The organism is Frigoribacterium sp. VKM Ac-1396 (assembly GCF_015350895.1).
Lineage (GTDB): Bacteria > Actinomycetota > Actinomycetes > Actinomycetales > Microbacteriaceae > Frigoribacterium.
In genome coordinates, this window is the sequence record NZ_JADKSD010000001.1 from 329,635 (window position 1) to 353,424 (window position 23,790).

Annotated in this window: 23 protein-coding genes; 8 read left to right on the forward strand and 15 right to left on the reverse strand. The window is 68.9% G+C overall.

Annotated features, from left to right (window positions below):
* Window positions 1–5: 5 nt before the first annotated feature.
* Window positions 6–1,604, reverse strand: coding sequence for an ABC-F family ATP-binding cassette domain-containing protein (locus ITJ55_RS01615; protein WP_056256278.1), 1,599 nt, complete (start codon window positions 1,602–1,604; stop codon window positions 6–8).
* Between the two features lie 148 nt (window positions 1,605–1,752).
* Here ITJ55_RS01615 and ITJ55_RS01620 point away from each other — a divergent pair, with 148 nt between their 5' ends.
* On the forward strand, window positions 1,753–2,358 hold the full coding sequence (locus ITJ55_RS01620; protein WP_194593817.1) for a biotin transporter BioY: 606 nt from the start codon (window positions 1,753–1,755) through the stop codon (window positions 2,356–2,358).
* Window positions 2,359–2,451: 93 nt separating this feature from the next.
* On the opposite strand, the gene ITJ55_RS01625 is transcribed toward ITJ55_RS01620, so the two are convergent.
* From ITJ55_RS01625 to sufB, 5 genes are read right to left on the reverse strand one after another with little or no spacing between them, the layout of a single operon-like run.
* A complete protein-coding gene (locus tag ITJ55_RS01625; protein ID WP_056256281.1) occupies window positions 2,452–2,784 on the reverse strand; it encodes a metal-sulfur cluster assembly factor in 333 nt (110 codons plus the stop codon).
* A 2-nt stretch (window positions 2,785–2,786) separates the two neighbouring features.
* The gene (sufC, locus tag ITJ55_RS01630; RefSeq protein ID WP_194593818.1) at window positions 2,787–3,572 is read right to left on the reverse strand and encodes a Fe-S cluster assembly ATPase SufC; all 786 of its coding nucleotides are present in this window, start codon (window positions 3,570–3,572) and stop codon (window positions 2,787–2,789) included.
* A 14-nt stretch (window positions 3,573–3,586) separates the two neighbouring features.
* Window positions 3,587–3,919: a non-heme iron oxygenase ferredoxin subunit gene (locus tag ITJ55_RS01635; protein ID WP_082486197.1), complete on the reverse strand. Its 333-nt coding sequence runs from the start codon at window positions 3,917–3,919 to the stop codon at window positions 3,587–3,589.
* Window positions 3,919–5,145, reverse strand: coding sequence for a Fe-S cluster assembly protein SufD (gene sufD / locus ITJ55_RS01640; RefSeq protein WP_194593819.1), 1,227 nt, complete (start codon window positions 5,143–5,145; stop codon window positions 3,919–3,921). The genes ITJ55_RS01635 and sufD overlap by 1 nt, the downstream gene beginning before the upstream one ends.
* On the reverse strand, window positions 5,146–6,564 hold the full coding sequence (gene sufB, locus ITJ55_RS01645) for a Fe-S cluster assembly protein SufB (protein WP_056258167.1): 1,419 nt from the start codon (window positions 6,562–6,564) through the stop codon (window positions 5,146–5,148).
* 299 nt (window positions 6,565–6,863) lie between these two features.
* Between sufB and ITJ55_RS01650 the strand changes: the two genes are divergently transcribed.
* Window positions 6,864–7,832: a heme A synthase gene (locus tag ITJ55_RS01650; protein ID WP_370543960.1), complete on the forward strand. Its 969-nt coding sequence runs from the start codon at window positions 6,864–6,866 to the stop codon at window positions 7,830–7,832.
* A gap of 79 nt (window positions 7,833–7,911) precedes the next feature.
* Here ITJ55_RS01650 and ITJ55_RS01655 read toward each other — a convergent pair whose 3' ends face one another.
* Together ITJ55_RS01655 and ITJ55_RS01660 are read right to left on the reverse strand one after the other, a co-directional pair.
* Window positions 7,912–8,346, reverse strand: coding sequence for a GNAT family N-acetyltransferase (locus ITJ55_RS01655; protein WP_194593820.1), 435 nt, complete (start codon window positions 8,344–8,346; stop codon window positions 7,912–7,914).
* A gap of 3 nt (window positions 8,347–8,349) precedes the next feature.
* Entirely contained in the window at window positions 8,350–9,273 is a 924-nt protein-coding gene (locus ITJ55_RS01660; protein ID WP_056256286.1) for a heme o synthase, read from the reverse strand.
* A 285-nt stretch (window positions 9,274–9,558) separates the two neighbouring features.
* Here ITJ55_RS01660 and tkt point away from each other — a divergent pair, with 285 nt between their 5' ends.
* The 6 genes from tkt (at window position 9,559) to pgl (ending at window position 17,780) form a co-directional block, all read left to right on the forward strand.
* Window positions 9,559–11,652, forward strand: coding sequence for a transketolase (tkt, locus tag ITJ55_RS01665; RefSeq protein ID WP_194593821.1), 2,094 nt, complete (start codon window positions 9,559–9,561; stop codon window positions 11,650–11,652).
* Window positions 11,653–11,679: 27 nt separating this feature from the next.
* A complete protein-coding gene (gene tal, locus ITJ55_RS01670) occupies window positions 11,680–12,807 on the forward strand; it encodes a transaldolase (RefSeq protein ID WP_194593822.1) in 1,128 nt (375 codons plus the stop codon).
* On the forward strand, window positions 12,804–14,399 hold the full coding sequence (locus ITJ55_RS01675) for a glucose-6-phosphate isomerase (protein ID WP_194593823.1): 1,596 nt from the start codon (window positions 12,804–12,806) through the stop codon (window positions 14,397–14,399). The genes tal and ITJ55_RS01675 overlap by 4 nt, the downstream gene beginning before the upstream one ends.
* A gap of 116 nt (window positions 14,400–14,515) precedes the next feature.
* Complete coding sequence (gene zwf / locus ITJ55_RS01680) at window positions 14,516–16,051, forward strand: glucose-6-phosphate dehydrogenase (RefSeq protein WP_194593824.1); 1,536 nt, start codon at window positions 14,516–14,518, stop codon at window positions 16,049–16,051.
* Window positions 16,048–16,995, forward strand: a complete 948-nt coding sequence (locus tag ITJ55_RS01685) for a glucose-6-phosphate dehydrogenase assembly protein OpcA (protein WP_194593825.1) — start codon at window positions 16,048–16,050, stop codon at window positions 16,993–16,995. Before zwf ends, ITJ55_RS01685 begins: the two co-directional genes overlap by 4 nt.
* 14 nt (window positions 16,996–17,009) lie before the next feature.
* Entirely contained in the window at window positions 17,010–17,780 is a 771-nt protein-coding gene (gene pgl, locus ITJ55_RS01690) for a 6-phosphogluconolactonase (protein WP_194593826.1), read from the forward strand.
* A 114-nt stretch (window positions 17,781–17,894) separates the two neighbouring features.
* Here pgl and ITJ55_RS01695 read toward each other — a convergent pair whose 3' ends face one another.
* The 7 genes from ITJ55_RS01695 to rapZ all read right to left on the reverse strand — a co-directional run bounded on the left by ITJ55_RS01695 (window position 17,895) and on the right by rapZ (window position 23,768).
* The gene (locus ITJ55_RS01695; protein ID WP_056256305.1) at window positions 17,895–18,251 is read right to left on the reverse strand and encodes an RNA polymerase-binding protein RbpA; all 357 of its coding nucleotides are present in this window, start codon (window positions 18,249–18,251) and stop codon (window positions 17,895–17,897) included.
* Complete coding sequence (gene secG, locus ITJ55_RS01700) at window positions 18,251–18,502, reverse strand: preprotein translocase subunit SecG (protein ID WP_043595012.1); 252 nt, start codon at window positions 18,500–18,502, stop codon at window positions 18,251–18,253. Before secG ends, ITJ55_RS01695 begins: the two co-directional genes overlap by 1 nt.
* Window positions 18,503–18,607: 105 nt before the next feature.
* Entirely contained in the window at window positions 18,608–19,396 is a 789-nt protein-coding gene (tpiA, locus tag ITJ55_RS01705) for a triose-phosphate isomerase (protein ID WP_194593827.1), read from the reverse strand.
* Window positions 19,390–20,601, reverse strand: a complete 1,212-nt coding sequence (pgk, locus tag ITJ55_RS01710; protein WP_194593828.1) for a phosphoglycerate kinase — start codon at window positions 20,599–20,601, stop codon at window positions 19,390–19,392. The genes tpiA and pgk overlap by 7 nt, the downstream gene beginning before the upstream one ends.
* Window positions 20,602–20,664: 63 nt before the next feature.
* Window positions 20,665–21,669 (reverse strand): type I glyceraldehyde-3-phosphate dehydrogenase, encoded by a 1,005-nt coding sequence (gene gap / locus ITJ55_RS01715; RefSeq protein ID WP_043595015.1) that lies wholly within the window; start codon window positions 21,667–21,669, stop codon window positions 20,665–20,667.
* Between the two features lie 167 nt (window positions 21,670–21,836).
* Window positions 21,837–22,817: a DNA-binding protein WhiA gene (gene whiA / locus ITJ55_RS01720; RefSeq protein ID WP_194593829.1), complete on the reverse strand. Its 981-nt coding sequence runs from the start codon at window positions 22,815–22,817 to the stop codon at window positions 21,837–21,839.
* A gap of 69 nt (window positions 22,818–22,886) precedes the next feature.
* Entirely contained in the window at window positions 22,887–23,768 is an 882-nt protein-coding gene (rapZ, locus tag ITJ55_RS01725) for an RNase adapter RapZ (protein WP_194593830.1), read from the reverse strand.
* Between the last annotated feature and the right edge of the window lie 22 nt (window positions 23,769–23,790).

Here is a 23,790-nt window from a genome sequence, read left to right on the forward strand (position 1 = left end):
CAGCCTCAGGCCAGGTTGATCAGGTCGGAGTAGTCCGGCGTCCAGTGATCCTCGGTGCCCTCGGGCATGATCAGGACGCGCTCGGGGTTCAGCGCCTCGACCGCTCCCTCGTCGTGGCTCACGAGGACGACGGCACCCTCGTAGTTGCTCAGGGCGTCGAGGATCTCGAGGCGGCTGGCCGGGTCGAGGTTGTTGGTGGGCTCGTCGAGCAGCAACACGTTGGCGCCCGAGACCACGATCATCGCCAGGGCCAGTCGGGTCTTCTCACCGCCGGACAGCACGCCGGCCGGTTTCGCCGAATCGTCACCCGTGAAGAGGAACGAGCCCAACACGCGCCGCGCCTCCATCTCGGTGATGTTCGGCGAGGACGACACCATGTTCTCGAGCACGCTGCGCTTGACGTCGATCGTCTCGTGCTCTTGCGCGTAGTAGCCGACCCGGAGGCCGTGGCCCGGCTCGAGCTGACCCGTGTCGGGGGCGTCGACACCGGCGAGGATGCGCAACAGGGTCGTCTTGCCGGCGCCGTTCAGGCCCAGGATGACGACCTTCGACCCCCGGTCGATGGCGAGGTCGACGGCCGTGAAGATCTCGAGCGAGCCGTAGCTCTTCGAGAGGTTGGATGCCATGAGCGGCGTCTTGCCGCAGGCGACCGGCGTGGGGAAGCGCAGCTTCGCCACGCGGTCGACGGCGCGGACCTCGTCGAGGCCGGAGAGCAGCTTCTCGGCGCGGGCCACCATCTGGTGCGCGGCCGCGGCCTTCGAGGCCTTGGCACCGAAGCGGGCGGCCTGCTTCTGCAGGGCCGAGGCCTGCTTCTCGGCGTTCGAGCGCTCTTTCTTGCGGCGCTCCTCGTCGGCCGCCCGCTGGCGCTGGTAGTTGCGCCAGCCCATGTTGTAGACGTCGATCGCCTGGCGGTTCGCGTCCAGGTAGAAGACCCGGTTCACCACCTCCTCGACGAGCTCGATGTCGTGGCTGATCACGATGACGCCACCCTGGTAGGTCTTCAGGTACTCGCGCAGCCAGACGACCGAGTCGGCGTCGAGGTGGTTCGTGGGCTCGTCGAGGATCATCGTGTCGGCCGCCGAGAACAGGATGCGCGCGAGTTCGATGCGTCGGCGCTGACCACCCGAGAGGGTCGAGAGGGGCTGGTCGAGGATGCGGTCGGGCAGGCTGAGGTTGCTGGCGATCGACGCGGCCTCGGCCTCGGCCGCGTACCCCCCGAGGGCGTTGAAACGGTCGTCGAGGTCGCCGTAGCGCTTCATGGCGCGCGCGGCGACGTCGGCGTCGGGGTCGCCCATCGCGAGGGTGGCCTCCTGGATGCCGAGCAGCAGCTGGCCGAGCCCCCTGGCGTCGAGGATGCGCGTGCGGGCGAGGTCCTCGGGGTTGCCGCTGCGGGGGTCCTGCGGGAGGTAGCCGATCTCGCCGGACCGTTCGATCTTGCCGCCGGTCGGCATGGTCTCGCCCGCCAGCGTCTTGGTCATGGTCGTCTTGCCGGCGCCGTTGCGGCCGACGAGGCCGATCTTGTCGCCCCGGTCGACCCGGAACGAGACGTCGGCCATGAGGAGGCGCGCGCCGACGCGGATCTCGAGATCGTGCACGGAGAGCACAGCAGATGTCCAATCGATTGGTGAGGAGTCCACAACGGGGCCCGGAGGAGGGCCGCCCATAGGATGGGGACGTCGTGTGGAAAGGGTCGCAGCACTGCGCTGCCGACCAGCCGCTCGGCCGATCAACCTACCCATTCTAGGAGTCCCCATGACGAACACCGCCGCACCGACCTCACGGCCGGTCCTCGCCGACCGTCTGGTGGCCCGGGGCGCCGCCACCGACGTCGCCCTCGTGCTCGGCGGCGTGGCCGTCGTCTCGGCCCTCGCCCAGGTGCAGATCCCGCTCTGGCCGGTGCCCGTCACGGGTCAGACCCTCGGCGTGATGCTCGTCGGCGCGTCCCTCGGCGCCCGGCGTGGCGCCCTCTCGCTCGCCGCCTACCTCGTCCTCGGGGTCGCGGGCCTGCCGATCTTCGCCGAGTTCTCGGGCGGTCCGCTCAGCGTCCTCAAGCCGAGCTTCGGCTTCGTCATCGGCTTCGTCATCACGGCCGCCGTCATCGGGTGGCTGTCCGAGCGCGACTGGGACAAGAGATGGGGCCGCTCTGCCGCCGCGTTCTTCCTCGCCAGTCTCATCCCGTTCGCCGTCGGGCTGCCCTACCTGGCCGTCGTCCTGGGCTCGCTCGGCCTGCCGAACGACCTGCCGAGCGTCCTCGCGGCGGGCCTCTACCCGTTCGTCGTGGGCGGCGTCGCCAAATGGCTCATCGCCGCGGCGGCCCTGCCCCTCGCCTGGCGTGCGCTGAAGCGCCTCGGCGACTAGCGCCTCCCGCCGTCGACACGACGAAGCCCCGTCCCTCTCGCGAGGGACGGGGCTTCGTCGTCTGGACTCTCGACCGAGGTCAGATGGACGAGGTCAGATGGAGAACCCGATGGCCCGCATCATGTCGCGGCCGTCGTCCGTGATGCGGTCGGGGCCCCACGGCGGCATCCACACCCAGTTGATGCGGAACGCGTCGACCACGCCGTCGAGGGCGTTGGCCGTGTCGCCCTCGATGACGTCCGTCAGCGGGCAGCCCGCACTCGTGAGCGTCATGCTGATGATGAGCGCGTTCTCGTGCTCTTCGTCCATGGCCAGGTCGTAGATCAGGCCCAGGTCGACGATGTTGACGCCCAGCTCGGGGTCGACGACCTCTTTGAGCGCCTCGATCGTCTCGTCGAACTTCTCGGGGCTCAGCGCGACGGCCACGGTCAGACCGCCGTGGTCGCTGCGGCCTCGGCGGCGGCCGCCGTGACGTACCGGTCGTAGCCCTCGTTCTCGAGGCGGTCGGCCAGCTCGGGCCCACCCTCGTCGGCGACGTGGCCGTCGACGAAGACGTGCACGAAGTCGGGCTTGATGTAGCGCAGGATGCGCGTGTAGTGCGTGATCAGCAGCAGCCCGAGGCCCGTGTTGGCCTTGGCTCGGTTGACGCCCTCGGACACGATCTTGAGCGCGTCGACGTCGAGACCGGAGTCGGTCTCGTCGAGGACGGCGAACTTCGGCTTGAGCAGCTCGAGCTGCATGATCTCGTGACGCTTCTTCTCGCCACCCGAGAAGCCCTCGTTGACGTTGCGCTCGGCGAAGGCCGAGTCCATCTTTAGGGCAGTCATCGACTCGCGGAGGTCTTTGATCCAGCCGCGGATGGCGGGGGCTTCGCCGTCTAGGGCCGTCTTGGCGGTCCGCAGGAAGTTCGAGACGGTGACGCCCGGGATCTCGACCGGGTACTGCATGGCGAGGAAGAGGCCGGCCTTGGCGCGCTCGTCGACGCTCATCTCGAGGACCTCGCGGCCGTCGAGCAAGATGGAGCCGCCGTCGACGTTGTAGCGCGGGTGGCCGGCGATCGTGTAGGCGAGGGTCGACTTGCCCGAGCCGTTGGGGCCCATGACGGCGTGGATCTCGCCCTCGTTGATGGTGAGGTCGACGCCCTTGAGGATGGGCTTCGGGCCCTGGTCGGTGTCGATGCTGACCTTGAGGTCGCGGATCTCGAGAGTGGACATGCGTTTCTGTTCCTTTACTGTGCGGCGCCGGTGACGGTCGAGGCGGTGTCGACGTACACCTCGCCGTCGATGACGGAGACCGAGAAGACCGGTACGGGTTCGTAGGCGGGCAGCGTGAGCGGCTTGCCGGTGGTGAGCTCGAACTTCGAGCCGTGGGCCCAGCACTCGAGCGTGTCGTCCTCGACGAAGCCTTCGGAGAGCGAGATGTCGCCGTGGGTGCAGGTGTCGCCGATCGCGTGGATGGTGCCGGCACTGTCTTTCACGACGGCGACGGCGACGCCGTCGACGACGACCCGCAGGGCCTGTGCCGGGCTGACGTCGTCGACGCCGCAGACCTTCGTCGCCATCAGGCGACCGTCTCGGTCGACGTGGCCTCGCCCGCGGCCAGTTCGGCCTCGATGGCGTCCACCAGACGGGTCTGCAGGTCGGCGTCCCCGATCTTCTGGATGACTTCGACCAAGAAGCCGAGCACCACGAGACGGCGTGCCTCGTGCTCGGAGATGCCCCGGGACTGCAGGTAGAAGAGGTGCTCGTCGTCGAAGCGACCGGTGGCGCTGGCGTGACCGGCGCCTTCGATGTCGCCGGTCTCGATCTCGAGGTTCGGGATCGAGTCCGCGCGCGTCCCCTCGCTGAGCACGAGGTTGCGGTTCTGCTCGTAGCTGTCCGTACCGGGGGCGCTGCGAGCGATCAGGACGTCGCCGATCCACACGGTGCGAGCACCGGTGCCCTGCAGGGCGCCCTTGTAGTTGACGCGGCTGCGGGTCTTCGGCGCGTCGTGGTGGACGTACACCTGCTGTTCGAGGTGCTGGCCGGCGTCGGCGAAGTACACGCCGTAGAGCTCGGCGTCGGCGCCTTGCTCGGCCAGGTGGGCCGACGGGTTGACCCGGACGACCGAGCCTCCGAGGCTGACGACGAAGTGCTTGAGCTGGGCGTCGCGCCCGATGCGTGCGTGGTGGCTCGCGAGGTGGACGGCGTCGTCGTCCCACTCTTGCAGGGTCACGACGGTGAGGTGGGCCCCCTCGTCGACGACGATCTCGACGTTCTCGACGAGGTGCGCCGCCCCCGTGTTGCGGAGTACCACCATGGCCTGGCTGTTCGCCTTGGCGTGGATCAGCGTGTGACCCGCCCGGGGTTCGCGGTCGAGGCCCGATCGGCCGATCGTGATCGCCGAGGGCTCGTCGCCCGCCAGGGTGACGGAGAGCACCTTCTCGGCACTCGCCCACGCGTTGGCGGCGGCCTTGTCTTCCGGCGTGCCCGCCGTGCCGACCCGGGGGTCGGCACGGTCGATCCACTCGACGGTCGCGCCGGGGGTCTCGCGAGCCAGGTAGGCGTAGGGCGAACCGTCGAGGTCGCCGTCGATGAGGGCACGGAGGCGCGCCACGGGGCTGAGCTTCCAGTCGACTTCACGACCGGTGACCTCGGGGAAGGCCCCGGGGTCGACGGAGGTGAACCGCTCGGACCGCGTCTGCACGGGCACGAGGCCCCAGCCGCCGTCGGTGTGCGCTCCGGCTCCGTGCTGCACGCCGGGGGTGGTGGTGGACTCTGGTGTGGTGGTGGGTGCTGCGGCGGACATCTAGCCGACTGATCCTTCCATGCTCATCTCGATGAGCTTGTTGAGTTCGAGCGCGTACTCCATCGGGAGCTCGCGGGCGATGGGCTCGATGAAGCCACGGACGATCATGGCCATGGCCTCGTCTTCGGCCATGCCGCGCGACATGAGGTAGAAGAGCTGCTCTTCGCTGACCCGGGACACCGTGGCCTCGTGACCTAGCTGCACGTCGTCGACGCGGATGTCGATCGCGGGGTACGTGTCGGAGCGCGAGATCGTGTCGACGAGCAGCGCGTCACAGCGGACCGTGTTGGCCGCGTGGTGGGCGGCCTCGTCGACGCGGACCTCGCCACGGTAGCCCGCACGACCGCCGCCGCGGGCGATGGACTTCGAGACGATCGACGACGTCGTGTACGGCGCCATGTGGACCATCTTCGCGCCCGCGTCCTGGTGCTGACCGGGGCCCGCGAAGGCGACCGACAGGGTCTCACCCTTGGCGTGCTCGCCCACGAGGTAGATCGACGGGTACTTCATCGTCACCTTCGAGCCGATGTTGCCGTCGATCCACTCCATGGTGGCGCCCTCGTGGGCGATGGCCCGCTTCGTGACGAGGTTGTAGACGTTGTTCGACCAGTTCTGGATCGTCGTGTAGCGGACGCGCGCGTTCTTCTTCACGATGATCTCGACGACGGCCGAGTGGAGCGAGTCGGACTTGTAGATCGGGGCCGTGCAGCCCTCGATGTAGTGCACGTAGCTGTCCTCGTCGGCGATGATCAGCGTGCGCTCGAACTGGCCCATGTTTTCGGTGTTGATCCGGAAGTAGGCCTGCAGGGGGATCTCGACGTGGACGCCCTTGGGCACGTAGACGAACGAGCCCCCGGACCAGACGGCCGTGTTGAGGGCGGCGAACTTGTTGTCGCCGGCCGGGATGACCGTGCCGAAGTACTCCTGGAAGATCTCGGGGTGCTCGCGCAGCGCGGTGTCGGTGTCCATGAAGATGACACCCTGCTGCTCGAGGTCCTCGCGGATCTGGTGGTAGACCACCTCGGACTCGTACTGGGCCGCGACGCCGGCGACGAGGCGGTTGCGCTCGGCCTCGGGGATGCCGAGCTTCTCGTACGTGTTCTTGATGTCGTCCGGCAGCTCGTCCCAGGTCGTCGCCTGCTTCTCGGTCGACCGGACGAAGTACTTGATGTTGTCGAAGTCGATGCCCGAGAGGTCGGCACCCCACGTCGGCATCGGCTTGCGCTCGAAGAGGGCCAGGCCCTTGAGCCGGTTCTTGAGCATCCACTCGGGCTCGCTCTTCAGGTTCGAGATGTCGGTGACGACCTCGGGTGACACCCCGCGGCGCGCCGAAGCACCCGCGGTGTCGGAGTCGGACCAGCCGAACTCGTACTGCCCCAGGCTCTCGAGCTCGGGTCGATCGATCAACACGTCTGACATGACTACCTCTTTCTCTGCCGGACCGAACACGGGTGGGCCGAACGGCATTCCCCGGGTGGTGGAGCGGCCCAGCTGCTCGCGGTGCGAGTCGAACACGTCGGTCGCCTCCGCCTCGTTCGCCGACGCTCGAGGTGATCGAGTCGTCAGGTCGCGCTGCTTAGACTGGTGGTGAGGGCCGCGTACCGCTTCTGCGGATCTCGCGGTCTTCGGATGTCTCCGTCGACACCCTGCCGGGTCGTGTTCCTGAACCCGTCGATTCTACAGGGCAGACCGCCGAAAGTGACGAAAGGCAGCAAGTCGTGAGCAACGCACAGGTGGGCACCACCGGAGTCCTGACCCGAGCCTGGTCGTGGTTGCCCACGACGGTCGACCGTCGGGTGCGCTTCATCGCCTGGGCCTCGTTCGTCTGCCAGGTGCTGCTGATCGGCACGGGAGGCGCGGTGCGGCTCACCGGTTCGGGCCTCGGTTGCCCCACCTGGCCCCGGTGCACGACCGACTCGTTCGTCAGCACGCCCGAGATGGGCATCCACGGCGCCATCGAGTTCGGCAACCGCCTGCTGACGTTCGTGCTGACCCTGGTGGTGATCCTCGCCTTCCTGTTCGTGCTGCGCCAGCGCAAGGTCCGGCGCGACTTCTTCTGGCTCACCCTGTTGCAGGGCCTCAGCATCCCGTTCCAGGCCGTCCTCGGCGGCATCACGGTCCTGACCGGCCTCAACCCCTACATCGTGGGGGCACACTTCGTCGTCTCGATCGTGCTCGTCGGCCTCACGACGACGCTCCTCTGGCGGGTGCACCGCGGGCCGCGGGGCCACCACGCCGCGACGCCGCCCGGTTACGCGCGCCTGGTCCACGTCCTCGCCGCCGTCGTGGCCGTCACCGTCGTCGTGGGCGTCCTCACGACCGGCTCCGGTCCGCACGCCGGCGACGCGGCCACCCCGCGCAACGGCCTCGACCCCGCGATCATGGACCACGTCCACAGCTGGCCGGCCTACGCCACCCTGGCGCTGACCGTCGCCGTCGTCGCCTGGACGATCCGAGCGGGCCTCCCCCGCCGCTTCCCGTTCGCCCTCCTGGCCGTCGAGCTCGTGCAGATCGCCGTGGGCATCACGCAGGCCCGCACGGGGCTGCCGCCCCTCCTGGTGGGGACGCACATGGTGTTCGCCGCGCTCCTCGTCGCGGCGACGACCGCCGTCGTGCTGTCCTTGCACGACGACCAGGCACTCGACGAGGTCGAGCCGGTCGTCGAGGCCGCGGCGGTCCGGGCCTGATCGTCCGAGACCGACGGTCCGAGCCCGGTGGTTCGCCCGATCGCCCCGCATCGTCGGCGCCGGTCGGTCCCCGGGTCGACTACGCGCGGCGCATGACCGTGTCGACGGGATCTCGTCCGATCTCGACGAAGCCGGCGCGTTCGTAGAGCGACACGGCACGGCTGCCCGTCAGCACGTCGAGCGTCATCGACCCCGGGGCGACCGACGCGATCGCCTCGGAGAGCAGGGCCGTCCCGATGCCGCGACCTCGCGCCTCCTCGACCAGGTAGAAGTGCCGCAGCCAGGTCGTGTCGGCCTCGGGGTGCAGGGCGATGCACCCCAGGAGGCGCTGGTCGCCTTCGACGACGCGCGTCTCGTGGGCCGTGAACTCGCGTTCGAAGCGCGCCCGGTGGCGGGGTGGGTTCCAGATGCCGAGCCGTTCGAACTCGGGACGCAACACCTCGAGCTTGAGGTCGGAGAGCGGCTCGAGGTCGTCAGGGCGCGCCGGACGGACCGACCACTCGACCGTGCCCACGGGTCAGAAGGGCAGCAACGGGTCGACGCCGACGGCGACGAAGAGCAGCGTGAGGTACGTGATCGAGCTGTGGAAGACCCGCATCGGGCGGACCTCGGAGACGTGCTGGATGGCACGGCTGTACAGGCGGTGGGACTCCCAGACGAACCAGGCACCACTGGCGAGGGCGACCACCGTGTAGAGGGCGCCCATGCCGGCGACGGGCACGAGGATGAGCGAGCACGCCACGGTGGCCCAGGCGTAGAGGACGACCTGCAGTCCGACGATGGAGCGTCCACGCACCACGGCGAGCATGGGCACGTCGGCGGCGGCGTAGTCGTCGCGGTACTTCATCGAGAGCGGCCAGTAGTGCGGGGGCGTCCAGAGGAAGATCACCATGAACAGGATGACGGCGGACCACGACAGGTCGCCCGTGACGGCGGCCCATCCGATGAGCACGGGCATGCAGCCCGCGATGCCGCCCCAGACGATGTTCTGCGGCGTGCGGCGCTTGAGCCAGAGCGTGTAGACGACGACGTAGAAGAGGATCGCGCCGAGCGAGAGGGCCGCCGAGAGCAGGTTGACCGTCAGGGCCAGCCAGACGATCGACGCGACGCCCACCACGTACGAGAAGACGAGTGCCTCGCGGTCGGTGACGTCTCCCGTCACCAGGGGGCGGCCCTGCGTCCGCTTCATGATGCGGTCGATGTCGCGATCGATGTAGCAGTTGAAGGCCGAGGCGGACCCGGCGCTCAGGGCCCCGCCGATCAGCGTCGCCGCCACCAGCCAGAGGTTGGGGACACCGCCCTGGGCCAGGAACATCGTCGGTGCCGTCGTGACGAGCAGGAGCTCCATCACGCGGGGCTTCGTGAGGGCGACGTACGCCCGAGCCTTGCGACGGAAGCCCCGGGGTGACGTGTCGGGGCGGATGTCTACGGCTGCGGTCATGAGTCCTCTAACGAGACGAACGGTTTGCCCGAGAAGTCTAGGCGATGAACGTCGACGCTGACGGCGAACCCCGCCCGGATGCGGACGGCCGCGGGGGGTTCGTCCCTATACTTGCAGGTGCTTGCCAGTCGCACGCCCCCTCGGTGCCCGAATCACCGGACGAACCGTCCTGATCCCCGCCCCCCCAGCGTGTGTGCGACCCAGCCGACGACGTCTCGGCAGGCGCACGTCAGCGCGGGAGCGAATCGACCCCGCGCAGTTCGCATCAAGAAGGGTCAACTTCCAGTGGCAGATCTGCAATGGGAATCCATCGACAACAAAGCAGTAGACACGGTCCGCGTCCTCGCGGCCGACGCGGTCGAGAAGGTCGGCAACGGCCACCCCGGCACCGCGATGAGCCTGGCGCCCGCCGCCTACCTGCTCTTCCAGAAGGTCATGCGTCGTGACCCGAGCGACAGCACCTGGATCGGTCGCGACCGGTTCATCCTGTCCGTCGGCCACAGCTCGTTGACGCAGTACATCCAGTTCTACCTGGGTGGCTACGGTCTCGAGCTCGACGACCTCGAGGCGCTGCGCACCTGGGGCTCCAAGACCCCCGGCCACCCCGAGTACGGCCACACCGACGGCATCGAGATCACGACCGGCCCCCTGGGCCAGGGCTTCGCCAGCTCCGTCGGGTTCGCCTACGCCGCCCGCTTCGAGCGCGGCCTGTTCGACCCCGAGGCCGCCCCCGGCACGAGCCCCTTCGACCACTTCGTCTACGTCATCGCGGGCGACGGCGACATGCAAGAGGGCGTCACGAGCGAGGCCGCCTCGCTGGCCGGCCACCAGAAGCTCGGAAACCTCGTCGCGATCTACGACTCGAACCAGATCTCGATCGAGGACGACACGAACATCGCCTTCACCGAGGACGTCCACAAGCGCTTCGAGTCCTACGACTGGGACGTCCAGGTCGTCGACTGGAAGAAGACCGGCGAGTACGTCGAAGACGTCGCCGAGCTGAACGACGCCATCGAGAAGGCCAAGGCCGTCACCGACAAGCCCTCGCTGATCATCCTCAAGACGATCATCGGCTGGCCGTCGCCGAAGAAGCAGAACTCCGGCAAGATCCACGGTTCGGCGCTCGGCGCCGACGAGGTCGCCGGCCTCAAGTCCGTCCTCGGGTTCGACCCCGAGAAGTCCTTCGACGTCGACCCCGCCGTCCTCGAGCACACCCGCAAGGCCGTCGAGCGCGGCCAGGCCCAGCACGCCGAGTGGGACGAGAAGCTCGCCGCCTGGGCGTCGGCCAACCCCGACAAGAAGGTCCTCCTCGACCGCATCCTCGCGAACGAGCTCCCCGAGGGCGTCGAAGAGGCGTTGCCCGTCTTCGAGGCCGGCAAGGACGTCTCGACGCGTGCCGCCTCGGGCAAGGTCATCAACGCCCTCGCCGGCGTCGTCCCCGAGCTCTGGGGCGGTTCGGCCGACCTCGCCGAGTCGAACCTCACGACCATCACGGGCTCGAAGTCGTTCGTGCCGACCGAGTGGTCGACCGACGAGTGGAGCGGCGACCCCTACGGCCGCGTGCTGCACTTCGGCATCCGCGAGCACGCGATGGGCGCCATCCTCAACGGCATCACGCTGCACGGCAACACGCGTCCCTTCGGTGGCACGTTCCTGATCTTCAGCGACTACATGCGCCCCGCGGTCCGCCTCGCGGCGCTGATGAAGTCGCCGGCGATCTACGTCTGGACCCACGACTCCGTGGCCCTCGGCGAGGACGGCCCGACCCACCAGCCGATCGAGCAGCTCGCGTCGCTCCGCGCCATCCCCGACCTCGACGTCGTCCGTCCCGCGGACGCCAACGAGACCGCCTGGGCCTGGGCGACCATCCTCGAGCGCCACCACGGCCCCGCCGGCATCGCGCTCAGCCGCCAGAACCTGCCCGTCTTCGAGCGTGGCACGGGCGACGCCGAGGGCGACACGTTCGCGTCGGCGAAGAACGTCGCCAAGGGTGCCTACGTCCTGGCCGAGGCGCCGGGCGGCACGCCCGACGTGATCTTCGTCGCCACCGGCTCCGAGGTACAGATCGCCGTCGAGGCCCGCGAGGTCCTGCGAGGCGAGGGCATCAACGCCCGCGTCGTCTCGGCGCCGAGCATCGAGTGGTTCGACGAGCAGAGCGACGAGTACAAGGAGGCGGTCCTCCCGTCCGCCGTCAAGGCTCGCGTCTCGATCGAGGCCGGCGTGGCCATGCCGTGGCGCGGCATCGTCGGTGACGCCGGTCGCAGCGTGTCGATCGAGCACTTCGGTGCGTCGGCCGACTACAAGACGCTGTTCAAGCAGTTCGGCATGACGACCGAAGCCGCCGTCGCCGCCGCGAAAGACTCGATCGCCGCTCTCTGAGCGTCGACAGGAAGAAGAGAAGACACCATGACAGACACCAACACCGCACAGCTCTCCGCCGCGGGCGTGAGCATCTGGCTCGACGACCTCTCGCGTGAGCGCATCAACGCCGGCGGCCTGCAGAAGCTGATCGCCGAGCGCAACGTCGTCGGGGTCACCACCAACCCCACGATCTTCGCCTCGGCCCTCGCCAAGGGCGAGGCCTACGACGACCAGGTGGCCCTGCTCGCCAAGACCGGCGTCAGCGTCACCGACGCCGTCTTCGAGATCACCACCGACGACGTGACCCGCGCCAGCGACATCTTCCGTGAGATCTACGACACGACGGGTGGCTTCGACGGCCGCGTGTCGATCGAGGTCGAGCCGGGTCTCGCCCACGACGCCCAAGGCACCATCGACCAGGCCGTGAAGCTCGCCGCCAAGGTCGGCCGCCCCAACGCGCTCATCAAGATCCCGGCGACCGTCGAGGGCCTCGAAGCCATCACCGCCGTCATCGCCCAGGGCATCAGCGTCAACGTCACCCTGATCTTCAGCCTCGAGCGCTACCGCGCGGTCATCAACGCGTACCTGACGGGGCTCGAGCAGGCCAAGGCCGCGGGCATCGACATCACGCAGATCCACTCGGTGGCGTCCTTCTTCGTGTCGCGCGTCGACACCGAGATCGACAAGCGACTCGACGCCGTCGGCACGGACGAGGCCAAGGCCCTCAAGGGCAAGGCCGGCGTCGCCAACGCCCAGCTCGCCTACGAGGTCTACCAGCAGGCGTTCGACACCGAGCGCGCGAAGGGCCTGCTCGCCGCGGGTGCCAACAAGCAGCGTCCGCTCTGGGCCTCCACCGGCGTCAAGGACCCCGCCGTCCTCGACACGACCTACGTCGTCGAGCTGGTCGCCCAGGACGTCGTCAACACGATGCCCGAGAAGACCCTCGAGGCGACCTTCGACCACGGTGAGGTCCGTGGCGACACCATCAGCGCCTCCTACGCCTCGGCCAACGAGGTCATGGACTCCATCGCCGCGCAGGGCGTGTCGTACGACGACGTGACCGAGACCCTCGAGAAAGAGGGCGTCGAGAAGTTCATCGTCTCGTGGAACGAGCTGCTCGACACCGTGACCGCTGCGCTCGAGGCCGCCAAGCCCGCCGAGGTCGCCAAGTGACCATCACCATCGCAGCCAGCGGCGACGCCGCTCAGGCGGTCGAGACGGTCGTCCCCCAGCTCGTCAGCGACCTCGTCGCCTCGGGCATCACGGCCCAGAACCCCACCCTGTGGGGCCCGGACGCCGAGGACGAGTCCGCCAAGCGACTCGGCTGGACCGAGGCCGTCGTGGTCTCGACCCCCCTGCTCGACGAGATCGACGCCCTGCGCGACGAGCTCGCCGCCAAGGGCGTCGACCACGTGGTGCTCGCGGGCATGGGCGGATCGTCGCTCGCGCCCGAGGTCATCACGCGCACCTACGGCGTCGAGCTCACCGTGCTCGACGCCACCGAGCCCGGCCAGGTGCTCACCGCCCTCGCCGACCGCCTCGAGCGCACCGTGCTCGTGGTGTCGTCGAAGTCGGGCTCGACCGTCGAGACCGCGAGCCAGCGCAAGACGTTCGAGAAGGCGTTCACCGACGCCGGCATCGACCCCGTCGACCGCATCGTCGTCGTCACCGACCCGGGTTCGCCCCTCGACGGTCAGGCGCGCGAGGCCGGCTACCGGGTCTTCAACGCCGACCCCAACATCGGCGGGCGCTACTCGGCCCTGTCGGCCTTCGGTCTCGTGCCGTCGGGCCTCGCCGGGGCCGACATCCGTGAGCTCCTCGCCGAGGCGGACGCCGTCACGGTCGAGCTCGCCCAGGACCGCGCCGACAACCCCGGTCTGGTGCTCGGCGCCGTCCTCGCCGGGACGAAGCCGCTGCGCGACAAGATCGCGATCGTCGCCGACGGCACCCACATCGTCGGGTTCCCGGACTGGGCCGAACAGCTCATCGCCGAGTCGACCGGCAAGCAGGGCCGTGGTCTGCTCCCCGTCGTGATCGACGGCTCCGCCCCCGAGATCACGGCCGGCCTGCACGACGTGCAGATCGTCCGACTCGTGGCGAACGCCGACGAGACCCGCGAGGTCGCACCCGGCGAGGTCGAGATCTCGGGTTCGCTCGGTGGTCAGATCATGGTCTGGGAGTACGCCGTCGCGGTGGCCGGGCGCCTGCTCGACATCAACCCGTTCGACCAGCCCGACGTCGAGTCGGCCAAGGTCGCCACGCGCGCGTTGCTCGACGACCGGCCCGAGCCCACTCCCCCGGCCTTCACGGCCGAGGGCGTCGAGGTCCGCGAGGTCGGTGGCGTCGAGTTGGGCGACTCGCTCGAGTCCGCGGTGGCCGCCCTGCTCACGCACCTGAGCGACGACGGCTACGTCTCGATCCAGGCCTACGTGGACCGCGTGGCGAACCCGCAGCTCGACCAGGTGCGCGACCTCCTGGCCGCGCGCACGCAGCGTCCCGTCACCTTCGGGTGGGGTCCGCGCTTCCTGCACTCGACCGGTCAGTACCACAAGGGCGGCCCGGCCAACGGCGTCTTCCTGCAGATCACGCAGGTGCCCGAGACCGACCTCGAGATCCCGGAGAGCCCGTTCACGTTCGGGCAGCTCGTCCAGGCGCAGGCCGCGGGTGACGCGAAGGTCCTGGCCGAGCACGGGCGCCCCGTGCTCACGCTGACCGTGACCGACGTGGCCGCCGCGCTGCCCGTCATCACCGCCGCACTCCGCTGAGCCGAGAGGGCCGGCGTCCTGAGGGACGCCGGCCCTTTCGCCTTGCCCCCGGACGTCCTCGTCCCGGCCGTCCGTGCCGGATCGTCGGTGCCCCTCGAACCACAGAACGGAAGCCCATGTCACCGGTGCCGATCACGCCGGAGTCCAACCCCCTGCGGTTGCCCTCCGACCGCCGCCTCAACCGTATCGCGGGCCCGAGTGGCCTCATCATCTTCGGTGTGACGGGTGACCTCTCACGCAAGAAGCTCATGCCTGCCGTGTACGACCTGGCCAACCGCGGTCTGCTCCCGCCGGGCTTCGCACTCGTCGGCTTCGCCCGCCGTGAGTTCGAAGGCCAGGACTTCGAGCAGGTCGTGTACCAGGCCGTGAAGGAACACGCCCGCACACCCTTCGACGAGGACGTCTGGCGCCAGCTCAAAGAGGGTTTCCGCTTCGTGCAGGGGGTCTTCGACGACGCCGACGCCTTCGCCCGCCTCAAGGACACCATCGAAGAACTCGACCGTGAGCGCGGCACCATGGGCAACCACGCCTTCTACCTCTCGATCCCGCCCAAGGCCTTCCCGATGGTGACCGAGCAGCTGCGCAACTCGGGCCTCGCCGAGGAGAAGGACGGCGCCTGGCGACGCGTCGTCATCGAGAAGCCCTTCGGCAGCGATCTCACGACCGCCCGCGAGCTGAACGCCGTCGTCGAGACCGTCTTCGAGCCCGACAGCGTCTTCCGCATCGACCACTACCTCGGCAAGGAGACCGTCCAGAACCTGCTGACCCTCCGGTTCGCCAACCAGATGTACGAGCCCCTGTGGAACGCCAACCACGTCGACCACGTCCAGATCACCATGGCCGAAGACATCGGGGTCGGTGGTCGTGCCGGGTACTACGACGGCATCGGCGCGGCTCGTGACGTGATCCAGAACCACCTCCTGCAGTTGCTCGCACTCACGGCCATGGAAGAGCCCGTGACCTTCGCCGCGCGCGACCTCCGGGCCGAGAAGGAGAAGATCCTGTCGGCCGTGCGCCTGCCCGCCGACCTCGCCGCGGGGACGGCCCGTGGTCAGTACTCCGGTGGCTGGCAGGGCGGTGAGAAGGTCAGGGGCTTCCTCGACGAAGAGGGCATGAACCCCGAGAGCACCACCGAGACCTTCGCGGCCATCAAGCTCGAGATCGCCACGCGGCGATGGGCGGGCGTCCCGTTCTACCTCCGTGCCGGCAAGCGCCTCGGACGTCGGGTGACCGAGATCGCCGTCGTGTTCAAGCAGGTGCCCGAGAACATCTTCGGCACGCAGACCTCGCTCGGGCAGAACGCCCTCGTGATCCGCGTGCAGCCCGACGAGGGCGTGACCCTCCGGTTCGGGTCGAAGGTGCCGGGAATCGGCACCCAGGTCCGCGACGTCACGATGGACTTCGGTTACGGGCACGCCTTCACCGAGGCCAGCCCCGAGGCCTACGAGCGCCTCATCCTCGACGTGCTGCTCGGCGACCCGCCTCTCTTCCCCCGACACGAGGAGGTCGAGCTCTCGTGGAAGATCCTCGACCCCATCGAGGAGTTCTGGGCCACGCAGGGCCAGCCCGAACAGTACCGACCCGGCACGTGGGGCCCCGCCTCCGCCGATGAACTCATGGCCCGAGACGGCCGCACCTGGAGGCGTCCGTGATCGTCGACCTGCCCGACAGCACCATCAGCCGCGTCCAGAAGACGCTCGTCAAGATCAGGGAAGAAGGAGGCGCGGTCGCGTTGGGTCGCGTCCTCACGCTGATCATCTCCACCAGCCTCGGTGACGAGGAGGAGGCGATCGAAGCCGCCAACGACGCCTCGCGTGAGCACCCGATGCGGGTCATCGTCGTGTCCACGTCGTCGGAGTCCGACCGTGTCGACGGGAGGCTCGACGCACAGATCCGCGTCGGCGGAGACGCCGGGGCGAGCGAGGTCATCCTGCTTCGCGCCTACGGCGAGACGGCCAGCGACGAAGAAGGGCTCGTGACCGGGTTGCTCCTGCCCGATGCTCCGGTCGTCGCCTGGTGGCCCAAGACCGCTCCCGCCGTCGTGTCGGAGTCGCCTCTCGGACGCATAGCCCAACGCCGCATCACGGACGCCGCGAGCCAGCCGAACCCCCGCCAGTCGATCATCGACCTCGCGCGCAGCTACGCACCGGGCGACACCGACTTCGCGTGGACGCGCTTGACCCTGTGGCGAGCACAGCTCGCCGCCGTCCTCGATCAGCCCCCGTACGAGTCCGTGACCGAGGTGGGGGTCTCGGGGTCGCCCGACTCGCCCTCGACGCTGTTGTTGGCTGCCTGGCTGCGGCTGCAGCTGCAGGTGCCGGTCGACGGTGAGCTGACGACGAGGGCGACCGGGTCGAGCGGCATCCACGGTGTGCAACTCGTCCGCGCCTCCGGCCCCATCGTGCTCGAACGTTCGCTCGACGACGTCGCCACCCTGACGCAACCGGGTCAGCCCACGCACGACCTCGCGTTGCCACGCCGGTCGCTGCGCGACTGCCTGGCCGAGGAACTCCGTAGACTCGACCCCGACGACCTGTTCGGCGACGTCGTGAGACACGGGGTCGGCCAACTGAGCGAACCCGTCCAGAACAACTAGAGCAGAAGAGAACCGTGACGAACGAACGCCGGGTGCTGGTCCACCCCGACAAAGAATCGCTGGGCGCATCCGTGGCAGCCCGCTTCATCACCAAGATCATCGACGTGCTCGAAGAGCAGAACTACGCGTCGGTCGTCGTGAGCGGTGGATCGGTGAGCACCCTGGTGCTGGCGGCCATCAACGCGTCCCCGGCACGCGACAGCGTCGACTGGTCGAAGGTCTCGATCTGGTGGGCCGACGAGCGCTGGGTGCCGGCGGGCGACGCCGACCGAAACGACACCCAGGCCGGCATCGACCTCCTCGACCACATCGGCCTGTCGCCCGAGAACGTGCACCGGTTCGGTGCCGTGGGCGACTTCGACGACGTCGAGGCGGCAGCCGTGGCCTACCGGGCGGAGCTGCTCGAACACGCCCAGGCCGACGACGACGCACCGCGTTTCGACATCACGCTGCTGGGCGTAGGCCCTGACGGCCACGTGGCGTCGTTGTTCCCCGACAAGGCGCAGATCCGTCAGACCGAGCCCACGGTCCTGACCATCGACGACTCCCCCAAGCCGCCGCCCGTCCGCCTCACGCTGAGCCTGCCGGTCATCAACAACTCCCAGCGCGTCTGGATGATCCTCGCCGGTGCCGAGAAGGCCTCGTCGCTGGGGTTGGCACTGGCTGGCGCCGGGGCCGACCAGGTCCCGGTCGCCGGGGTCAAGGGGCGCAAGCGCACGGTCTTCTTCGTCGACCAGGACGCCGCCGCCGAGGTCCCCGAGAACCTCATCGCCTCGACGTACTGAGGCCTCCGGCTCGGCGCCGCCGGTCGGGATCACGACGAAGGGCCCTGCAGCTCGGAGCTGCAGGGCCCTTCGTCATGCCCGGTGGGTCACATGCCGGGAGGCGCGCTCGGCGCCTCAGGCCTTGCCGCGTCGGACGCGCAGCTGCTGCAGAGCCTCTTCGAGGAGCTGCTCGGCTTCTTCTTCGGTACGACGTTCTTTCACGTACGCGAGGTGGGTCTTATACGGCTCGAGCTTGGCGACGGTCGGCGGGTTGGCCTTGTCTCGGCCGGCCGGGAGGCCGCTCGAGGGTGAGTCGACGGTCTCGGGGATCTCTTCTTCGGGCACGTTCGCCGCGAAGTGACGGACGACCTCGTTGCCGAGGGCGTCCCAGTACGAGATGGTGATGCGTTCGGCGTGGAAACCACGATCTTGTTCGCCCATGGGGCCCGCGCCGACGCGCGAGCCACGGATGGCGCTGCCGCCCGAGGCCATCAGCTGACCGCCGCGAACTTCGTGATGAGCCCGAGGACGACGATGCACGTGATCCAGACGAGCCCGAGGAAGACCGTGATGCGGTTCAGGTTGCGCTCGGCGACACCGGAAGCCCCGAGGTTGCTCGTGACGCCACCGCCGAACATGTCGGACAGACCCCCGCCGCGTCCGCGGTGGAGGAGGATGAGGAGGGTCAGCAGGAGGCTCGTGATGCCGAGCAACACCTGCAGGATGACCTGGAGAATTTCCACGTAGGACCTTTCGATGCGGTGAGACCGCTGAACAGTATAACCGCGAGAGGCCGTGGCCCGTGGAGTCGGAGTCGGTGGGGCGCCGCGGGATGGCACCCCATCGGATCAGACGCCGACGTGCGCCTGGAAGCGGACGATGCTGGCGAACTCGTCGACGTCGAGGCTGGCCCCGCCGACCAGCGCCCCGTCGACGTTGGGCTCACGCATGAACGAGGCGATGTTGGACGACTTCACCGATCCGCCGTAGAGGATGCGCGTGGCGGCGGCGGCGTCGGACCCCGTGATCTCGGCCAGGGCCGAGCGCAGTGCGGCGCAGACCTGCTCGGCCTGGTCCGCCGTGGCGGCCTGACCGGAACCGATCGCCCAGACGGGCTCGTACGCCACGACGATCTCGGCCGAAGCGGGCACCTGGGCCAAGGCGGCGCGCAGTTGGGCGACGGGCACGGCGCTGGGGCCGTGCTGCTCGAGGTCGTCGGCGGTCTCGCCGACGCAGATGACGGGCACGAGCCCCGACCGGTGCGCCGCGGCCACCTTCGTCGCGACGACCTCGTCGTCCTCGGCGTGGAGGGTGCGCCGCTCCGAGTGACCCACCAGGACGTACCGGACATCGAGGCGGGACAGGAACTGGCCGGACACCTCGCCCGTGTAGGCACCGGAGTCGTGGGCCGAGAGGTCTTGCGCACCGAGAGCGAGCTCCAGCTTGTCGGCGTCGAGCAGGGTCTGGACGCTACGGAGGTCGGTGAACGGCGGGAACACCGCAGCCTCCACCGATTCGAAGTCGTGCTTGGCGTCCTTGAGCGACCAGGCCAACTTCTGGACGAACGCGATCGCCTGCAGGTGATCGAGGTTCATCTTCCAGTTGCCGGCGATGAGGGGCGTGCGCGTGGTCACCATCCGAGGACCTCCAGTCCGGGGAGTCGTTTGCCCTCGAGGAACTCGAGGCTGGCTCCACCACCGGTGGAGATGTGGCCGAACTGGTCGTCGGAGAACCCGAGGGCCCGGACGGCGGCCGCGGAGTCGCCGCCACCGACGACGCCGAGACCCGAGACGTGGGTCAGCGCCTCGGCGACGGTCTTCGTACCGTGTGCGAAGGCGGGGAACTCGAACACGCCCATGGGGCCGTTCCAGAAGACCGTCTCCGACGTCTGGACGATCTCGGCGAACCGAGCAGCCGTCTCGGGGCCGATGTCGAGCCCGAGGGCCTGGGAGCCGAGCGGTGAGGACTCGATGCCGTCGGACGCGACCACCGTGTGCTCGGCGTCTGCGCTGAACGACGAGGCGACCACGACGTCGACGGGCAACACCAGGTTGACGCCGCGACGGGCGGCCTCGTCGACGTAACCCCTGACCCGGTCGAGCTGGTCCTTCTCGAGCAGGCTGCCCCCGACGGGCAGCCCCTGGGCGGCGAGGAACGTGAAGAGCATCCCGCCGCCGACGAGGAGGTTGTCCACCCGCGGGAGGAGGTGCTCGATCACACCGAGCTTGTCGGACACCTTGGAGCCACCCAGCACGACCGTGTACGGCCGGGCGGGCGACTCGGTGAGCTTCTCGAGGACCTCGAGCTCGCGCGAGATGAGCGTGCCGGCGGCACTCGGCAGGAGGTTCGCGAGTTCGTACACGCTGGCCTGCTCGCGGTGCACGACGCCGAATCCGTCCGAGACGAAGACGTCGCCGAGTTCGGCCAGGCGGCCGGCGAACTCGCGGCGCTCGGCCTCGTCCTTCGACGTCTCGGCGGCGGTGAAGCGGAGGTTCTCGAGGACGATGACCTGGCCGTCCGTCAGGTCGCGCACGGCCTCGGTCGTCTCGTCACCGACGGTCTCGGGTGCGAAGGCGACGCTCTTGCCGAGCAACTCGCTGAGTCGTTGGGCCACGGGCCGGAGGCTGTACTCGGACTTCGCTTCTCCGTCAGGGCGCCCCAGGTGGGAGACGACGACGACGCGCGCCCCCTGGTTGATCAGCAGGTCGAGGGTCTCGAGGGAGGCACGGACGCGTCCGTCGTCCGTGATCTCGCCGTCTTTCAGGGGGACGTTCAGATCGCATCGGACGATGACGCGTCGGCCCGCGAGGTGGCCGAGGGAGTCGAGGGTGCGCAGGCTCATGGGTTCGTTTCGTGTCGAGAGGACGGTGCCCCGGCCCCAGGGGGCCGGGGCACCGGGATCGGACTAGAGGCGGTCTGCCACGTACTTCGTCAGGTCGACGAGGCGGTTCGAGTAACCCCACTCGTTGTCGTACCACGAGGTGATCTTGACCAGGTTGCCGATGACCTTCGTCAGGCCCGAGTCGTAGATCGACGAGTGCGGGTCGGTCGTGATGTCGGTCGAGACGAGGGGGTCCTCGGAGTAGGCGAGGATGCCCTTCAGCTCGCCCTCGGCGGCGGCCTTGTAGGCGGCGTTGATCTGTTCTACCGTCACCGGGGTGCTGGTCTCGAGGGTGACGTCGGTGATCGAACCGGTGGGCACGGGCACGCGGAGGGCGTAACCGTCGAGCTTGCCGGCGAGCTCGGGGATGACGAGGCCGATGGCCTTGGCCGCGCCCGTCGAGGTCGGGACGATGTTGAGCGCCGCGGCGCGGGCACGACGGGGGTCCTTGTGGGGGCCGTCCTGCAGGTTCTGGTCGGCCGTGTAGGCGTGGACCGTCGTCATGAGGCCACGCTCGACACCGAAGTTGTCGAGGAACACCTTCATCAGGGGCGCGAGGCTGTTCGTCGTGCAGGAGGCGTTCGAGATGATGTGGTGGTTCGCGGGGTCGTAGATGCCTTCGTTGACACCCAGCACGATCGTCGCGTCGTCACCCGTGGCGGGCGCCGAGATCAGGACCTTCTTGGCACCGGCCGTGATGTGCTTGCGAGCGTCCTCGGCCTTCGTGAAGAAACCGGTCGACTCGACGACGATGTCGACGCCCAACTCGCCCCAGGGCAGGTTGGCGGGGTCGCGCTCGGCGAGGACCTTGATCGGCTTGCCGTCGACGACGATGGAGTCGCCGTCGAGCTCGACGGTGGCGTCGAGACGACCCGTGATGGAGTCGAACTTGAGCAGGTGCGCGAGGGCGGCGTTGTCGGTCAGGTCGTTGACGGCGACGATCTCGATGTCGGTGCCCTTGGCGAGCGCCGCGCGGAAGTAGTTACGGCCGATGCGACCGAAGCCGTTGATGCCGATCTTGACGGTCAATGAAACTCCTGATGATCAGGCGTCGTGGGGACGCGTGGAGGGTGTGGGCGACCAGGCCCGTGGCGTCACCCGAACTCTCGATGACCTCGGGCTGGACACCGTTTACGACAGTAGCAGCAGGCCTTCGGTGTTCGTCGTCCCGTGTCGCGCCGAACTGCGCCGGGAACTCAGTCGAGATCGAGGTCGGACGGCAGGTTCGCGTCCGTGCCGGGCAGGCCCAGGTCGCTCGCCTTCTTGTCGGCCATAGCGAGCAGTCGCCGGATGCGTCCCGCGACGGCGTCCTTGGTCATCGGCGGATCGGCGTGGTGCCCCAGCTCGTCCAGGCTGGCGTCGCGATGGGCCAGGCGGAGCTCACCGGCGTACTTCAGGTGGTCGGGGATGTCGTCACCGAGGATCTCCATGGCGCGGTCGACGCGGGCACAGGCCGCGACGGCCGCCTGGGCCGAGCGTCGCAGGTTCGCGTCGTCGAAGTTGACCAGGCGGTTCGCGGTGGCGCGCACCTCGCGGCGCTGACGCATCTCTTCCCACTCGGTCACGCTCTTCTCGGCACCCATGGCCTTGAGCATCGTCCCGATGGCCTCACCGTCACGGATGATGACCCGGTGGACGCCTCGGACCTCGCGGGCCTTGGCCGCGATGCCGAGGCGGCCGGCAGCCCCGACGAGCGCCATCGCCGTCTCGTTGCCCGGGCAGACGACCTCGAGCGACGCCGAGCGTCCCGGGTCGGTCAGGGAGCCCTGGGCGAGGAAGGCGCCGCGCCAGATCGCCGCGAGGTCGTCTCGGGACCCCGTCGTGAGCCGGTTCGGCAGCCCGCGCACCGGTCGGCGACGAGCGTCCATGAGCCCGGTCTGTCGCGCGAGCGTCTCACCGGCCTCGTGCACCCGGACGAGGTAGCCGGGGGTGCGGCGTGCACCGGAGGGGGCGGTCATCGCGACGTCGCTGCGGGCGCCGTACAACTCGGCCAGGTCTTTGCGGACCCGACGGGCGATGAGAGCCGAGTCGAGCTCGGCCTCGACGGCGATGCGGCCCGAGATCAGGTGCAGTCCCCCGGCGAAGCGCAGGACGGTCGCCAGCTCGGCAGCCCGGATCGTCGTCCGGCTCACCTCGACGCGGGCGAGTTCTTCTTTGACGTCGGCAGTCTGAGCCACTCCGGTTGTTCCTTTTCGTCGGGTCGACCTCTGGTCGGCTTCACGGGCGTGCTGAACGACCTCGTGGGGTCATTCTCGGCCGAGGTCGCGGTGTTTCACGCTGACGGCCACGCCCGGGAGTCCACGCAGACGCGCCGCCAGTTCACCCACGAGGGTGACCGATCGATGTTTGCCCCCGGTGCAGCCAATGGCGATCGTAGCGTGTCTCTTGTTCTCACGCTGGTAGCCGGCCAGCACCGGGACGAGCGACGCGGCGAAGGCGTCGACGAACTCCTTCGCCCCGTCCTGCTGCATCACGTAGCTCGTGACGGGCTCGTCGAGCCCGGACTGGGATCGGAGCGCGGGCACCCAGAAGGGGTTCGGGAGGAACCTCGCGTCGCCCACCATGTCGGCGTCGGTGGGCAGTCCGTACTTGAAGCCGAAGCTCAGGACCGTGACCTGGACCCCGGCCCGATCGGACTCGGCGAACTTCTCGGAGATGGTCGTCGCGAGCTGGTGGATGTTGAGCTCGGACGTGTCGATGATGACGTCGCTCGTCTCACGCAGCTCTTCCATGCGCGCCCGCTCGGCCAGGATGCCGTCGAGCAGCGTCCCGTCACCCTGCAGCGGGTGGGGTCGTCGGACCTGCTCGAAGCGTCGGACCAGAGCGGCGTCCGTCGCGTCCAGGAACAGCACGCGCACCTTGCTCGGCATGCTCGCCCGAAGGGTGCGGACGGCCTCTTGCGCCTCGCTGAAGAGTCGCCCACCTCGCACGTCGACGACGGCTGCGATCTTCGGCAACGAGTCACCGGCCCGCTCGGCCAGGTCGAGCAGGGGGCGGAGCATCTGCGCCGGCAGGTTGTCGACGACGTACCAGTCGAGATCCTCGAGGGCGTTGCCGACGGTCGACCGACCGGCCCCGGACATGCCCGTGACGATCAGGACCTCTTGCTGTTCGCTGGCGTCGCTCATGTCGGTGGTGTCTTCCGGGTCG

Bases quoted from the DNA above. Each gene is read 5' to 3' on its own strand.
- tpiA (WP_194593827.1), bottom strand. From the start codon at position 19,396: ATGGTGACCACGCGCACGCCCCTCATCGCCGGCAACTGGAAGATGAAC.
- tal (WP_194593822.1), top strand. From the start codon at position 11,680: ATGACAGACACCAACACCGCACAGCTCTCCGCCGCGGGCGTGAGCATC.
- ITJ55_RS01620 (WP_194593817.1), top strand. From the start codon at position 1,753: ATGACGAACACCGCCGCACCGACCTCACGGCCGGTCCTCGCCGACCGT.
- ITJ55_RS01695 (WP_056256305.1), bottom strand. From the start codon at position 18,251: ATGGCCTCGGGCGGCAGCGCCATCCGTGGCTCGCGCGTCGGCGCGGGC.
- zwf (WP_194593824.1), top strand. From the start codon at position 14,516: ATGTCACCGGTGCCGATCACGCCGGAGTCCAACCCCCTGCGGTTGCCC.
- ITJ55_RS01660 (WP_056256286.1), bottom strand. From the start codon at position 9,273: ATGACCGCAGCCGTAGACATCCGCCCCGACACGTCACCCCGGGGCTTC.
- sufC (WP_194593818.1), bottom strand. From the start codon at position 3,572: ATGTCCACTCTCGAGATCCGCGACCTCAAGGTCAGCATCGACACCGAC.
- sufD (WP_194593819.1), bottom strand. From the start codon at position 5,145: ATGTCCGCCGCAGCACCCACCACCACACCAGAGTCCACCACCACCCCC.
- rapZ (WP_194593830.1), bottom strand. From the start codon at position 23,768: ATGAGCGACGCCAGCGAACAGCAAGAGGTCCTGATCGTCACGGGCATG.
- pgk (WP_194593828.1), bottom strand. From the start codon at position 20,601: ATGAGCCTGCGCACCCTCGACTCCCTCGGCCACCTCGCGGGCCGACGC.
- sufB (WP_056258167.1), bottom strand. From the start codon at position 6,564: ATGTCAGACGTGTTGATCGATCGACCCGAGCTCGAGAGCCTGGGGCAG.
- ITJ55_RS01635 (WP_082486197.1), bottom strand. From the start codon at position 3,919: ATGGCGACGAAGGTCTGCGGCGTCGACGACGTCAGCCCGGCACAGGCC.